Genomic DNA, 15258 nt, shown 5'->3' with positions numbered 1-15258 from the left:
ACGGTTACGTCAAACACGAACGCGAAGGTCGAGCCTATCAGAAGAAGGATCGGCGCTGCCACCATCCTTTGCGCTTCGGTCCCTCATCCTCTGGTTGCGAGCTTTCAAGCACAGGCTCAGGCTGCCGTTCGGGAGCTGGCTCTGGCTCTGGTTCTTTTTCGGCTGGTTGCGTTTCCGCCACGGCCGATCCGTTTGTCTGCGCGTTACCAGCGTCCTCGGCGGCGACTTCCTCAGCCGCACTGTCTGTCTTGTCAGCTAGTGTGATCTCGACCGCATCGCCTTCGCTCGGCTCTGCGTCTGCCAAGCTGTCTTCAACCTGTGCGGCTGAGGCAGCGTCCCCGACCAGTTCCTCACTAGCCTGGACGTCGTCATCGGCTTCGCCAGCGGTCTCACCATTTGCACTTTGGGCACCACGACCCCCGCGACGGCGGCGACCACCACGGCGCGAACGGCGCTTACGTTTGGGTTCCGCCTCTTCGTCGGTGTCAGCGCTTTCTGCGTCCACGCTTTCGGTCGCGCCTTCCGGGTCCCCTGCTGCGTCGGCGACTTCCGTCGTTTCGGCTTCGGTATCCTCATTGCGACGACGTCTGCGACGCCTGCGTTTGCGGCGGCCATCTCCGTTTTCGCCGGTATTTGCGTCGTCGCTTCCTTCCACTTCCTCTGCCAGTTGTGCGGCTTCAGCAGCTTCTGCGGCGGCGTCAGCTTCCTGATCATCATAGTCCACACTCATTGGCTGGACGGCCGCGGTTGGGATCGCCTTGATGTCGCGCGGGTCGGCTGCTTCGCCGCGCGAGACGGTGAACGCATCAGCTGCGAGGCTGGGGTCAATCGAGAAATGGACCCGCCGGCCATAGCGCGCTTCAAGATCCGCCAGCATGTCTCTCTTTTCATTGAGAACATACACGGCAATTTCCGAGCGCAGGCTTACCTGCGCATGGTGCGCAGTATGCTTCAGAAGTTGGGACTCAGCCTGACGCAAGACCTGCAAAGCAACAAAGGACGGCGTGCGGATGAAACCCGTGCCGCCGCAATCAGGGCAGGGCTCCATGGTGCTTTCAAGCAGCGATGTGCGAATGCGTTGCCGAGACATCTCAAGCAGGCCGAAATGCGAGATGCGGCCAACCTGGATGCGCGCCCGGTCTGCCTTGAGCGCATCTTTCATGCGCTTTTCGACCGCTCTGTTGTTGCGCTTCTCCTCCATATCGATGAAGTCGCAAACGATGAGGCCGGCGAGGTCGCGCAGCCTTAATTGCCGCGCGATTTCGTCGGCAGCTTCGAGATTGGTTTGGACGGCGGTGTCTTCAATATTGTGCTCGCGCGTGGACTTGCCCGAATTGACGTCGATCGCGACCAGCGCTTCGGTCTGATTGATGACCAAGTAACCGCCTGATTTTAGCCGAACGGTCGGCTCGAACATCGTATCGAGCGCTTCCTCAACACCATGGGCGGTGAACAACGGCGTGGGTTCACGATAAGCTTGTACGTTCTTGGCGTGGCTGGGCATCAGCATGCGCATGAAGTCTTTGGCTTCGCGGTAGCCGTCTTCGCCAGCGACCAGCACGCTATCGATATCGCGCGAATACAGATCGCGGATTGACCGCTTGATGAGGCTGCCTTCCTCGTACACCAGCATCGGGGCTGCTGACTTCAAAGTCAGGTCGCGTACGGTTTCCCAAAGCCGCATCATGTACTCAAAGTCGCGTTTGATCTCGGTCTTGGTGCGGTTCGCTCCTGCCGTTCTCAGAATGACGCCCATCCCGTCCGGCACGTCGAGATCGCTGACGACCTCTTTCAGGCGCTTGCGATCCGATGCAGACGTAATCTTGCGCGAGATGCCGCCGCCCCGCGGCGTGTTGGGCATCAGGACCGCATAGCGTCCTGCAAGCGAAAGATAGGTCGTTAGCGCAGCGCCTTTGTTGCCGCGTTCTTCTTTGACGACCTGGACCAAGATGATCTGCCGCCGCTTGATCACTTCCTGAATTTTATAGTTGCGGCGCGTGTTACGGCGACGCGGACGCACTTCTTCAAGCACATCATCGGAACCCGCATCGTCGACGCTCTCGGCGGCTTGATCCGCGATGTCGTCCGAGGAGGTCAACTCAATATCGTCGATCCCATCGGCTTTCAGTTCGATGACGGTGTCGTCAGCGGGTTCATCTGTACCTGTCTCAGTCGCGTTTTCCTCTGCTGCGCCTTCCTCCGCTGCGTCTTGCTCGTCTGCGGCAGCCTCGGCCAGATCTTCTGTATCGTCGTGATCGTTGTCATCGGCGGGTTCGTCTGCGCCGCCTTCGTCTGCGGGCGAAGCATCGATCTCAGGCTCTTCTATCTCTGAAAAAGCTGTTGACGCATCCTCGTCCTCGGCTTGCTGCTGGCGCTCATACTCGAGCAACGCGTCGCGGTCGGCCTGGGGTATTTGGTAGTAGTCGGGATGAATTTCGGAGAAAGCGAGGAAGCCGTGCCGATTGCCGCCATAGTCGACAAACGCCGCTTGCAGCGACGGTTCGACCCGCGTGACTTTGGCTAGATAAATGTTCCCGCGAAGCTGTTTCTTCGCCTGGGTTTCAAAATCAAATTCCTCAACACGATTGGCGCGTTTGACCACCACACGGGTTTCTTCCCGGTGGGTGGCATCGATAAGCATTTTCGATGACATGAGATGGATAATCCTTGCGCCGCCGGGGCGGTGCGGCGTCTTTGAAGCCGCTTCCGCCGGGACGCTTGATGGGTGACATGTGGAAAAGTGCCGTGGTCGCCTGGGCGCGATGCTGTCGCATTCCCCAAGCGAACTGGGCACAAGTGAGATTGCCGGTGAAGTCGTGGCTGCTACGCAACGTGTACCGCACGATGCCGGAGACGGCATGCGGCTGCGCGCTACCCTCTCGCCGATATGGGCCATTCACATTTTGGCCGGCTGTCGCGCGGAAATCCGCCATTCAAAGTCCGGTTATTCAGGCGGCAAAGGTTCCCTATTAAACCTTGCCGCAAATCGTTTGGGCGCGAGCCCGTTTTCGTGTGTTGCATCCGCCTACCAATGGTTCGCAGAGACCTGCAAACACCGACGCTACACAAAACCTATGCTCAAGCGTCCACGTGGATGGTTGAGCTGGGCTATTGGCGACACTGTTGCCGATTGCGCAAGGTCGCTGCTTAGCCGTTTGAGCGTCGGGCAGTATCTGCGCCGATTCGTAGCGGAAAGGGCCACACCCTTAAACGGCAAAGTTTTCACTCCGCCAACTTCACATGTACGCCTGCGAAAACGCCAATGCAAGGCTTCGACCATACGGAAGGAAGCGTGACCCAATTGCCTCAGCGGGCTGGAACTCGAAATCGCGCACAAGCTGGTTGTCTGTTTCCCTTTGGTTAAGTTCCGGCGGACAGGATATGACTTTGCTCAGCGTTGCCTGCTGCCGCCCCAATTTCTGAAGAGAGCTTGAGAGAAACCGTGCGTTCTTGCGAACCCTTTGCCCGTTTGTCGCGGATTATGCGCGACAACTTGCGTGCGGAAAGTTCGACTGTTTCCGGGCTATGCGCACCAACAACTTCGTATTTCTTGCGTCTGCCGTCCTCGCTCCTTGTTGTCATGTTTGCGCTTCTTCTCTCAGTTGCGGCAGGTTCGGGCGTTCGAGCGCAAGACGCCGACGTGGAGCGCGAATTCGAGCAGTCGCCCGTGTCCCAGGCCTCGGGTGCTCGGATTGCTGGTGATGCGGAGCGGACGCGGTTGGTTGTCGATTTCGACGGCGAGCTCGATCCGCAGATTTTCTTTCTTGCTGAACCTCGGCGCATGATCATCGATCTTCCTGGTACCGATTTTGTGGCCATGGAAGGCGCCGATATTGAAGCGCGCGGACTGATTTCAGGCTTCCGCTTTGGGCCATTTGCGCCCGGTCGCGGGCGAATTGTCGTTGATCTCGCATCGTCAGTTGCGCTGGATGAGACGATTATTCTGCCCGCTTTGGATGACCAACCGGCTCGATTCGTTCTGGATCTCGTCGCAGCCGAGCCTGCTGGTTTCGCGGCCGAGGTGGAGCGCACACGATCTGTTTTCCTCGCCAGCGTCGAAGCGCCGAAGGGCGATCGCCTCGATTTCGCACCAACAGAAACGGGGCGCCCGACGATCGTGATCGATCCAGGTCATGGCGGCATCGACTCGGGCGCTGTAAGCCGTTCCGGCGTGCTGGAAAAAACCGTCGTGCTCGCCTACGCCCGTGAACTGGCGGACCTTTTGAGGGAAACCGGGCTTTACGACGTCTATCTCACCAGAGACGACGACACGTTTATCCCACTTGCGGGACGCGTTCGCTACGCTCAGTCGAGGCGCGCAGACCTTTTGATCTCGATCCACGCTGATTCTTTGGTGCGTCACCGCGAATTGCGCGGAGCGACGGTGTACACGCTCTCGGACCGGGCATCGGACGCGATTGCGCGTCAATTGGTGGAGAACGAAGCGCGGTCGGAAATGCTTGCAGGTATGGACGTCACCGAGACCGCAGATGAGGGTGTTGCGGACATTCTGGTTGATCTCACGCGGCGAGAAACCGTTCGGTATTCGTTGGGCTTTGCCGAAGAGCTTGTCGATGAGTTGTCAACGGCGACCCGCATGGTGACAAATCCCCACCGTTCCGCTGGTTTTAGGGTCTTGAAGGCGCCTGAAATTCCCTCTGTTCTGTTGGAGTTGGGTTTTCTGTCGAACGCGGAAGACGAGCGCCTGTTGGTCGATGCGAGTTGGCGTTCGAGAACGGTCGCGGCCCTAAAGACAGCGGTCGATAGATATTTTGAACGTCGCGTCGCGCAAGCTGAATAGCTGGATGCTGTCCGTACAAGCCGACAATCTTACCCGTTCCAAGTAGTCTTGATCAGGTAGCCTTACTGCTGCGTTTGCGCACGGTTCGACCCGTGGCAACAGTTGGCATCGTGTCAGGCTCAACCACGACCCTGATCGCCGCTGGCCAAACGGTCGCATGCTGTTAGGCTGTCGAAATCGCTTTTTGTGCCGTAATTTCGCCGCAGCAGCAAAGCTTTCAGGGTGAGGTTGCTCCTCGGACGCCAATCCTTACCTTGTGTTAACCACAAACGGCTTGTTGTGGTTCAGACAGGAGTGAAAGAGTTTCGGCGATGAATTGGGACGCTAAACTGTTCGGGGTGCGGCGGAAGCGTTTACATCACCCTTGTCAGGTGTCGATGTTTGGGAATGGGATAACTGCATGTTTGCACGGTTGATCGGCTATCTCTTCGGAATTGGTGCAGTGGGTGCACTGATCGTTGCCGGGGTCGTGGCATACGGGATCCATTACTATTCGCAGGACTTGCCGGACTATACCGTGCTCAGTGATTACGCGCCGCCGGTCATGACCCGCGTCCATGCGTCAGACGGCGAATTGATCGCCGAGTATGCGCGCGAGCGTCGGCTTTTCCTGCCGATACAGTCCGTTCCTGACGTTCTCAAAGCGGCGTTCTTGTCCGCCGAGGACAAGAATTTCTACAATCATGGCGGACTGGATTTCACCGGCATCGCGCGTGCGGTAGTCGTCAACATCGAGAACCTGGGGTCCGATCGGCGTCCGGTGGGCGCGTCAACCATCACCCAACAGGTCGCCAAAAACTTTCTCCTCACCAGTGATGTTGCCATCGAACGTAAGATCCGAGAGGCGATACTGGCGCTGCGGATGGAGACAGCGTTCTCCAAAGACGAAATCCTCGAACTGTATCTCAACGAGATTTACCTTGGCCTTGGCGCGTATGGCATTGCCGCGGCCTCTCTGGTGTATTTCGATAAATCGGTCCACGAGTTGACACTGGCAGAAGCGGCTTACCTTGCCGCGCTGCCGAAGGCGCCAAACAATTATCACCCCTTCCGCCAGACCGAACGGGCGATTGAGCGGCGCGACTGGGTCCTCGATCGAATGCTTGAAAACGGCTACATCACCGTTGACCAGGCGGACGCTGCCCAAGCGGAGGCCTTGAATGTCCTGCCGCGTTCAACTGGTACGTTTCTCGCAGCGTCAGATTACTTTGCCGAGGAGGTGCGCCGCCAGATCGCCCAGCGCTATGGTGATGACGGTCTGTACACAGGTGGTCTTTCCGTCCGCACAACCCTCGATCCTGTGCTTCAGTCTTATGCGCGGCGGGCGATGCATGATGGCCTGATTGGCTACGACCGCAATGCAGGTTGGCGCGGCCCCATCACGCAGATCGATCCTACCGGCGACTGGGGGGTTACCCTGAGCGAAGTCGAACGATTGTCCGACCTTGATGAATGGATGCTCGCAGTTGTTCTCGCCAAAGGCGCCGATGGCGTGCAGATTGGTCTTCAGCCCCGACGGTCGGCATCTGGACAGCTTCTTGAAGAACGACTGACCGGGATGATCCCGTCGTCCGGTCTGAGCTGGGCGGGTGACGACCCTCTCAACGTCGGCGACGTGGTTTACGTTGAACCGCAAACCGCTGAAAGCGGCAGCGTTACATTTGCACTCCAGCAAATACCCGAAGTGTCCGGCGGAATGGTCGTGATGGACCCGTTCACCGGGCGCGTCCTGGCTATGGTCGGCGGCTTCTCCTTCGATCAAAGCCAGTTCAACCGGGCCACACAGGCTCAACGGCAGCCCGGATCGGCGTTCAAGACGGTTGTCTACGCGGCTGCCCTCGACAATGGCTACACACCATCCAGCGTCGTGATGGATGCTCCGATCGAGATCGACCAAGGCGGGAGTTTGGGCGTTTGGCGTCCCCAGAACTATTCGGATCGCTTCTATGGCCCGCAGACGCTCCGCGTCGGTATTGAACAATCGCGTAACGTTATGACGGTTCGGCTCGCCCGCGATATGGGGATGCCTTTGGTCTCCGAATATTCACGGCGCTTTGGTGTCTATGACGATCTGAGCCCAGTCCTTGCCATGTCCCTTGGTTCAGGCGAGACCACCGTGATGCGCATGGCAGCTGCGTACGCGGTCATCGCCAACGGTGGCCGGTTCATTGAGCCGACCTTGATCGACCGGGTGCAGGATCGTTACGGCCAAACAATTTTCCGGCATGATGCGCGCGTGTGCGAAGGCTGCCAGGCTGAGGCTTGGCAGAATCAGGAAGAGCCAGCCATCATCGATGAGCGCGCTCAGGTGCTTGATCCCATGACGGCCTACCAGGTCACATCGATGCTTGAGGGCGTCGTTCGCCGCGGTACCGCGCGGGGTATTTCCGGCCGTCTCGAAAACTGGGCGATTGCAGGCAAAACTGGCACGACCAACGACAACCGCGATGCCTGGTTCGTGGGCTACAGCACTGATCTGGTGGTCGGTATCTACGTTGGATACGACACCCCGCGGAACATGGGGCGTCCGGCGACGGGCGGCGGCCTCGCCGCACCGATCTTCGCCGATTTCATGGAAGAAGCCCTGGAAGGCCAGCCCCGTACGGAGTTCCAGATCCCGCGTGGTCTGGATTTGATACCCATCGATCGACGCACCGGGTTGCAGGTCGCTGCCGGGACGGAAGGCTCCATCCTGGAAGCTTTCCGCCCAGGCACATCACCGCCGAGCACCTATTCGATCATCGGCTTCACCGACAATATGGGTCGCGAGCTGACCGTTGATCCGCAAGCAGATCGCGCGGTTGTATCGGGGACCGGCGGGCTCTATTAGGGGCTCACCCAACTCACACATTTGTGGAATGAACCATGCGCGCTGAAGCCCAGCGTCTCGTAGACGACATCGAGCAGGCGCTCACCCTGCTAAGGAGGCATCTTTGACTGGGATGCAGCCAACAAACGCCTTGATGAGCTAAACGCGCTCGCCGAAGACCCACGTCTATGGGATGACCCGCAGAAAGCTCAGGAGGCCATGCGCGAGCGTCAGAAGCTTGAGAACGCCATTTCGGGCATCTCCACCATGACCGCAGACCTCACCGATACCGCTGAGCTTATCGAGCTTGGGGAGGTCGATGGCGATGATGAGATGGCTGAGGAAGGGGTTTCGGCTCTCAAGACCATGGCGACCAAGGCGCGCCGCCTGCAGATCGAAGCGCTGTTGTCCGGCGAGGCCGACGGAAACGACACCTATGTGGAAGTGCATTCGGGCGCAGGCGGTACGGAAAGCCAGGATTGGGCGTCGATGCTACTGCGCATGTATACCCGCTGGGCGGAAGGTTCCGGGCGCAAGGTGGAGCTTCTCGAAGAGCAGTCCGGTGAAGAAGTAGGCATCAAATCGGCAACGCTGCTCGTGAAGGGCGACGACGCCTACGGTTGGCTGAAGACCGAAGCGGGCGTGCACCGGCTGGTGCGCATTTCTCCGTTCGATTCGAATGCACGGCGTCACACGTCTTTTGCCAGCGTTTGGATTTATCCGGTCGTTGACGACACCATCCAGATCGAGATCAACGAAAGCGACTGCCGGATTGATACCTACCGGGCTTCCGGTGCTGGCGGGCAGCACGTTAACACCACCGATTCTGCCGTTCGGATCACGCACAATCCCACCGGTATTGTGGTCCAGTGCCAGTCTGAGCGATCACAGCACAAGAATCGGGCGACCGCATGGAACATGCTTCGTGCTCGGCTTTACGAACTTGAACTGCAAAAGCGCGAGGAAGCTGCCAACGCCGAAGCCGCCGCCAAGACTGATATAGGCTGGGGACACCAGATTCGCTCCTATGTCCTGCAGCCTTATCAACTCGTGAAGGACCTGCGCACCGGCCATGAAAGCACCTCGCCGTCGGACGTGCTCGACGGGAAGCTTGACGCTTTTATGGAAGCGACGCTCGCGCAACGGGCGTACGGCGGCGGTGCCGAAGTCGAAGATATCGACTAACTTTGGGAAGCAGGGCGCAAACGCCGGTTAGGTGATGCAACCGACCTGTCAGAGCCCTTGGAGCGAACGCCCGGCTTGCACAAACGGCATGGGATCAATTGCGCGGTTGCCGCGCCGAACCTCGTAATGGAGATGAGGACCTGTGCTACGGCCTGTTGAGCCCATGCGCCCGATCAACTCTCCAGCTTCGACCCGGGTCCCAGTCGAAACCAGCATCCTGCTCAAATGCGCGTAACGGGTGCTTAGACCATTGGGATGGTCGATCTCAATCATGAGCCCGTAGCCACCAGCACGTCGTGCGCGGGTAACCACGCCATCGGCCGCAGCGTAGATCGGATGGCCAGTCGGCGCAGCGTAGTCGATGCCGGAATGAAAAGCCGTGCGCCGCGTAAAGGGGTCACGCCGATTGCCGAAACGCGATGATAACCGTGCGCCATGTGTTGGAGCGGCGACTGGTACATCATCGACAACCTCACGAACGGCTTCGAGATCGGCCAAAGCCCTCATCGCATCGCCCACAGCGTCAGCCAGTGCGCCTGGATTGCCCGTCGCGGGGAGAAGCGGTCCACCAATTCCATCAAACAGATATGAGGTCGATGTCGTCGCTTGGGCGCTCGGTAATGACGGCCGGATTCCAACCGCTGAAAGATTGGATACGATCTGATCGACCCGAGACTGGCTGGTCGCCGCAAGCCCCTGTATCGCGACCAGCTGATTGTGCGCCTGAACTTCAAGCGTTTCTTCGATGCTCGTCAGCACGCTGCCAGGATCGGAGCCTGCCGACGCCGTTGAGACGCCGTACCCATCAACTGGAAGGCGCGGCACGCTACCGGTGATCAGATTGTCATCGCTCAAGGGCGCAAACGACGAGCCAAATCGCGCAGGATTGTTCGGCGGAACGATGGGAGAGGGCGGTGCTTCCCGCGGCATAAGTCCCAGTGCGCCGGCCTGATCAAGCAGGGTGTCTAGGCGCGCGCTTTGTGCGCTCAATGCGTGGTGCTCGCCCAGAAGGCGTTCGACGCGCGCCTCATAGGCCTGCTGGTTCAGGAGCTGTCGGCTGGTGATCCGGTCAATCTCCCGCCGCAATTCGGAAATTCGGTCCTCATAGGCCACCTGTATCTGGTGCTGTCGTTTGATACTGGCGGTGAAAAGCTCATCGCGAAAAAACAGATAGCTCGCCGACCCAATGATCGCGGTAGCTCCTGCTAGAATGACCAGAACGATCAGCAAGCCGACAATGGGCGGTACGCGAAGAACCTGCACATGCTGACCATGCGCAAAAATAATGCGACGCTCATTACGGGCTCGCCGCAACTGCTTGGCATGGACCGACTGTTGAAAGTTGGTTGAACCGTTCGAGTTCGAAGCTTGAGACGCCATTGAGCCCACCACTACACACGCTTATTCCATGTGACCCTATGATGGTTAATGGAGGGTTGCGCTCGTCACCGAACGCTGCGGTTCCACTGCGTTCTTACGTCCCAACCACTGGCATCAGAGGCTTGTAGAAACCGGGGGTGAGGCCAGCTTCGGATCGCGCGCGATCGTTCGTGGGCGGCTTGATGGCACCACGGAAGTGGCGGCGGACGAGGTGGTGGAAGGTCGGTTCGGGAGCTTTGCCATCCCGATCGCACAAAAATCGGAACCATTTTGCTCCGAACGCCACGTGCTTTTTCTCATCGCGATAGATGATGTGCAAAATGGCTGCGCTCTGCTCGTCGCCGGATGCAACCAGCTGGTCGATGGTGCTGGGCGTGACATCAAGCCCCCGTGCTTCGAGAACGAGTGGGATAATCGCAAGCCTTGCCGTCAGATCATCGCCGGTGGATTGCGCTGCCTCCCACAGCCCAGCATGGGCTGGCAAAGCTCCATAGTGGCTGCCAAGCTCCTCCAGCCGGTCGGCCAGCATCTTGAAGTGCTTCGCCTCCTCAAGGCCGACCTGGACCCAATTGTTGAAGTATGACAGTGGCAAGCGCTCTCCCGCCGATCGGGCGATCATGTCCCACGTCAGGTCGACAGCATTGAGTTCGATGTGCGCCAACGCATGCAGCAGGGCTATCCGACCTTTCAGGCCGCCCTTCGAGCGGCGGGGCATGCGGCTGGGCGGCAGCAGGTCTGGCTTGGGGGGACGCCCCGGATCGTCGGGAAACGCGCCTCGCACGTGTCCCGTCCGTATCGATCCGCCGAACCAAGCTTTCGCCACCGCGTAGGCGTGCCGGGACTTGTTCGCGAGATCCGGTTCTGAGACGACGCGAACCGCTTCTTCGGCGAGGGACTGCACCGGGCGTGATTGCTACAGCGCTTTGACGGTCGCCAGAACATCCTCGACGTGGCCGGGGACCTTCACCTTGCGCCATGCCTTGGCGATTTTTCCGTCGCTGCCGATAAGGAAGGTGGACCGCTCAATGCCCATGTACTTTTTGCCATACATCGATTTTTCGACCCACACCCCATAGGCCTCCGCGGCCACCTTTTCTTCGTCGGCGGCCAGGTGAACGTCGAGATTGTGCTTGGCTTTGAACTTGTCGTGGCTTTTCACGGAGTCCGGTGAAACGCCGAGCAAAGTCGCGCCCGCCGCGTCGAAGTCGCCCTTGTGTTCCGTGAAGCCGATCGCCTCCTTTGTGCAGCCGGATGTGTCGTCTTTTGGATAGAAAAAGACCACCACCGGTTTGCCTGCAAGTGCAGAGAGTGTCACCGATCCACCTCCGTCGGTCGGCAGGGAGAAATCTGGCGCTTGATCGCCTTCTTGAACGCGCGTCGTGTCGGTCATGGGAACTCCAAAACAGGGTATGGGCTGGGGGGACTGTGGTCTGATCGAGCCGATGTATCGCCGTGGCAGGGAAAGACAAGGTGAGTTTTGCCGATGCATCGCTTGAGGTGTGCTTGCCCTGCGTGCCCGCAGTGAGGCACAGTGCAACGAATGCGAGGATTCCCCGCTGGCCGACGCTGTGTTTGCTTGTCGTGCTCGGACCTCGATAAACATGGGATAACCGTGACACACAGCGATGCGCGCCATGCAGACAGGCCGTCACCGCCTTCCGGTGGCGGTCAGCGTGTTCGACCCACTCGGCGCAATCGGTGGATCGTCTGGTCGCTTTTGGCCCTGCTGTTGGTCGCGCTCGCGCTACCGGTCTTTGCGCTGACGACGGAACCTGGTCAACGTGTGACGGCCAATTTGATTGAAGAGCCTCTGCTGGCCCGCATCAAGGCAGCGATACCAGAACCCTATGAGCTCAACGTCGATGGCCTGACCACGAACATCGGACCATCGGCATTTGATGTTCGCCTCAGCGGTCTGACCGTCTCAGGCCCCGGCATTCTGGTTAGCGCCCGCGACACGCATGTCAAAGTGCTGTTCAGGGACGTGTTGCGCCGGGCGCTCGTCCCCAAGGCTGTCACCATTGGCTCGATGGACGTCGATCTCGATCCGCAAGCTTTGGAGTTCGCATTCACCGGTGTTCAGGAAGCAGACCACATCTCGACCAGTGCCCGCCTGGAGAGGCTGTTGGCAGGATTGGGCGACGTTGACGCCGCGCTTGCGCACGTGACCACTCATCCCAGCTGGGCCAGCCTCGAGCAGATGCAGATTGCCCGAATTTCGGTGATGGACCGCGCACAATCAACTCTGCCAATCGCACGCGACCCGCCAGACCTTGAGCTCTCAATTGAACGGCACAGTGCAGACGAAGTGCGCCTGACCGCTTCAACGCTCGATCGGGCGGTACCAACGCAGGTCCTGCTCCGGCATGCCCACTCCGATCCCCCACAGGGACCGGTGGCGTTGGCCGATATCAAACGCAGCCGCGGGTTTGATGAGACCGCCTTCACCCACGCCATCGTGCTCGATGTTCCTTTGTCGGATTTAACGACGGCTCTTTCGGGCGCTGGTCCCGTTACGGTTGATGGTCGTATCGGCGCGGAAATGGTTGTGACCCGAGACCCTGCAGATGGCCGGGTTGATCAGCTGTCGCTGACACTGGAATCCGAGGGTGCAACGCTTACTGCGAGCGACGGGCAATCGACGCGTTTCGAGCTTGTTTCGCTACCCATGCTCTATTCGCGCGCAGAGGCACAGGACACCTCCGTACAAAGCGCTGACGCGCCAACTGACGATTTTGCCGGCGGTTTTCGGATCCTCGGCGCCCAATTACGTTTCCCCCAAACCGGTGGAGCGTTTCAAGGCGCCATCGTGCCCGCTGAGCAGGATGGCGTATCGGGCCTCGATATCATGCTGGCCTCACCCGATTACCAGCTGGTGGTGCCCGCTTCGGAGGTGCTTCAACGCGATGCGCGACCTCTTGATGCGACCGTTTGGCTGAGCGCATTTTTACCCGATGATGCCGACGATTTGCATGTTCGGCTCTTCGAGCTCCAACAGGAGAGCGCCTCGGTCGTCTTATCGGGCTTTCTGGAGAACATGGCCGAACGCCCCGTCGTTTCTCTGGCCGGCCAATCCAGTCCCATGAGCGCCGAACAATTGGCAGCTGTCTGGCCTTTGCCGTTGGCGCCGGGCGCGCGCAACTGGTTCGGAAACACCATCTCTGAAGGATCGATCGCCGCAGGACGCTTCACCTTTGCCGCCGCCCTGGAGGATATCGAGATCCGCGACGGTCGTAGCTTCATGCGTGATGACATGATGAGGTTTGCGTTGCCTTACGCGAACCTGGTGATGCGTACGGTCGGCGATTTGCCCCCTATATTCGGCTTGGACGGTGATCTCTTGGTGACGGGCAGGACGTTGACATTGACTGGAGAAAACGGCGCAGGACGGATGACGGGCGGTGAGACCATGTCGGTCGACAGCCTGAACTTCCATATTCCGGACCACGCCCTGCGCAATCCTGATGCGAGCCTTCAGTTGGATTTGGAAGGTCCGGTTTCCGGCTTCCTTCAAATGGCAAGCCTCGACCCGATCTCCCTCGATCCACGGACGCTGCCGCTTGATGCGGATAGTGTTTCAGGACGAATGCAAATGACAACCGAGCTACAAGCGCGTTTGGCCGATACGCTTGACCGCGAAGCCGTTCAAACCTCTTTCGAGGCCACTGTGTCGGACCTGGCGTCATCTCAACCGATTGATGGGCGACAGCTCAGCGGCGGGGACTTTCGCCTTACAGGCGATCGCCAGGGCGTATCGATAGAAGGGCGTGCGCTTATCGATGGCGTGCCAACTGATCTGTCTTTCTCAACGGCGCAGGGAGATGATCTGCAACTCAGTATGCGCCTGGACGCGCAGGCGCGAGAACGGATTGGGCTGGACTTCGGATCCTACCTTAACGGCACCATCGAGGTTCGCCTTGGTAGCGAAGCGCCCGGTGGAAGCCGGCCCGTTGACGTCGATCTGACGGACGCTGGTCTGACGATTGCCGAACTTGGTTGGTCGAAGCCAGCCGGTACGCCGGCGCAGGCACAGTTCGATATGGTCGAAGACGGCTCGACCATCCGCGTAACAAACCTCGTCGTTGCCGCAACAGGCCTTGTTCTGCGCGGCAGCCTCGACCTGTCCAACGGTCAGCTGCGCAACGCACAGTTCGATTCCATTGCGCTTGAAGGCGTTGGGAGTTTTGCGCTGGCGCTGACCCGCAACGACAACCAGACCGCTGCGCGCATCACCGGGGACCGGTTTACGCTTCTGCCGGATGTTTTGCGAGGGAACCCGGAGGCAGCTGGCGACCTCTCGGTGGAAATTGACCTTCAAGAAGTGCGAACCAAACAGGGCGAAACACTGAGCGGTGTCAGGATGCGGTATGTCCAGAACGCGGACCGGATCATGGCGTTTGATCTGCGTGCCAGCCACAGTGACGGTTCCGAACTGGTCGGAACACTTGCCCAGCAAGATGGGGGCAGGGGCCTCGTGATCTCATCGGGGAACGCGGGTACGTTTCTACGATTTCTTGGGCTGTACGAGAAGGCTTTTGGTGGGCGCGCAACACTCGTACTCGATCCCGAGTCGGTGGGAGGCCGCATAGCGGGGCAGCTCTTACTCAACGACTATGTCATTGCAGACGAGCCGGCCATGGCCCGCATATTCAATGATGCGCGCTCGCAGGGTTCGAGCAGCGAAATCGTTCTGCCTGGAGCAGTTGAGACATCCGATCGGGTTCAGATTGATGTGACCAATGTCTCCTTCGACCGCACGCCAGAGAGGCTCGTGATCCGTGAGGCCGAAGGCTGGGGCCCGTCACTGGGTGGCAATTTGCGAGGTGTGATCGACTACGCCGGTAACGAGGTCAACCTCGCTGGTACCTACGTCCCATTTTTTTCGATCAACAACTTTTTCAGCCGGATCCCGATTCTCGGCACGGCGCTGGGAAATCGTCAAAGTGAAGGGCTGTTGGGGATCACCTTCGAGCTTGTTGGCTCGGTGGATCAGCCGGAATTGCGGGTCAATCCAATCTCGCTGCTTGCACCAGGAGTATTTCGCAATATTTTTCAGTCAGAACAAGGCGGTTAAAGCCAAAAT

Annotated in this window: 8 protein-coding genes; 4 read left to right on the top strand and 4 right to left on the bottom strand. The window is 59.1% G+C overall.

Annotated elements, in window-relative coordinates:
- Positions 1 to 37: 37 nt before the first annotated feature.
- Positions 38 to 2653 carry an Rne/Rng family ribonuclease gene (locus tag AAF739_13710; protein MEM6383725.1) on the bottom strand — a complete coding sequence of 872 codons (2616 nt, stop codon included), beginning with the start codon at positions 2651 to 2653 and terminating at the stop codon, positions 38 to 40.
- 927 nt (positions 2654 to 3580) lie between these two features.
- On the opposite strand from AAF739_13710, the gene AAF739_13705 reads away from it, so the two are divergent.
- The 3 genes from AAF739_13705 (at position 3581) to prfB (ending at position 8795) form a co-directional block, all read left to right on the top strand.
- On the top strand, positions 3581 to 4801 hold the full coding sequence (locus AAF739_13705) for an N-acetylmuramoyl-L-alanine amidase (GenBank protein MEM6383724.1): 1221 nt from the start codon (positions 3581 to 3583) through the stop codon (positions 4799 to 4801).
- Between the two features lie 400 nt (positions 4802 to 5201).
- Positions 5202 to 7631, top strand: coding sequence for a penicillin-binding protein 1A (locus AAF739_13700; protein MEM6383723.1), 2430 nt, complete (start codon positions 5202 to 5204; stop codon positions 7629 to 7631).
- 35 nt (positions 7632 to 7666) lie between these two features.
- A protein-coding gene (prfB, locus tag AAF739_13695; protein ID MEM6383722.1) for a peptide chain release factor 2 occupies positions 7667 to 8795 on the top strand; the annotation gives its coding sequence in 2 pieces (ribosomal slippage) (positions 7667 to 7735 and positions 7737 to 8795; 1128 coding nt in all).
- A 48-nt stretch (positions 8796 to 8843) separates the two neighbouring features.
- On the opposite strand, the gene AAF739_13690 is transcribed toward prfB, so the two are convergent.
- The 3 genes from AAF739_13690 to AAF739_13680 all read right to left on the bottom strand — a co-directional run bounded on the left by AAF739_13690 (position 8844) and on the right by AAF739_13680 (position 11565).
- Positions 8844 to 10175 carry a M23 family metallopeptidase gene (locus AAF739_13690; protein MEM6383721.1) on the bottom strand — a complete coding sequence of 444 codons (1332 nt, stop codon included), beginning with the start codon at positions 10173 to 10175 and terminating at the stop codon, positions 8844 to 8846.
- A gap of 94 nt (positions 10176 to 10269) precedes the next feature.
- Positions 10270 to 11076, bottom strand: coding sequence for a ferritin-like domain-containing protein (locus tag AAF739_13685; GenBank protein ID MEM6383720.1), 807 nt, complete (start codon positions 11074 to 11076; stop codon positions 10270 to 10272).
- Between the two features lie 12 nt (positions 11077 to 11088).
- Positions 11089 to 11565, bottom strand: a complete 477-nt coding sequence (locus tag AAF739_13680; protein ID MEM6383719.1) for a peroxiredoxin — start codon at positions 11563 to 11565, stop codon at positions 11089 to 11091.
- A 222-nt stretch (positions 11566 to 11787) separates the two neighbouring features.
- On the opposite strand from AAF739_13680, the gene AAF739_13675 reads away from it, so the two are divergent.
- The gene (locus AAF739_13675) at positions 11788 to 15249 is read left to right on the top strand and encodes a DUF3971 domain-containing protein (GenBank protein MEM6383718.1); all 3462 of its coding nucleotides are present in this window, start codon (positions 11788 to 11790) and stop codon (positions 15247 to 15249) included.
- Positions 15250 to 15258: the final 9 nt, after the last annotated feature.

The organism is Pseudomonadota bacterium (genome assembly GCA_039024915.1).
Taxonomy (GTDB): domain Bacteria; phylum Pseudomonadota; class Alphaproteobacteria; order Rhizobiales; family MH13; genus MH13.
Note: the sequence above shows the minus strand (reverse complement) of the source record. Positions and strands in the feature narration are given on the sequence as shown.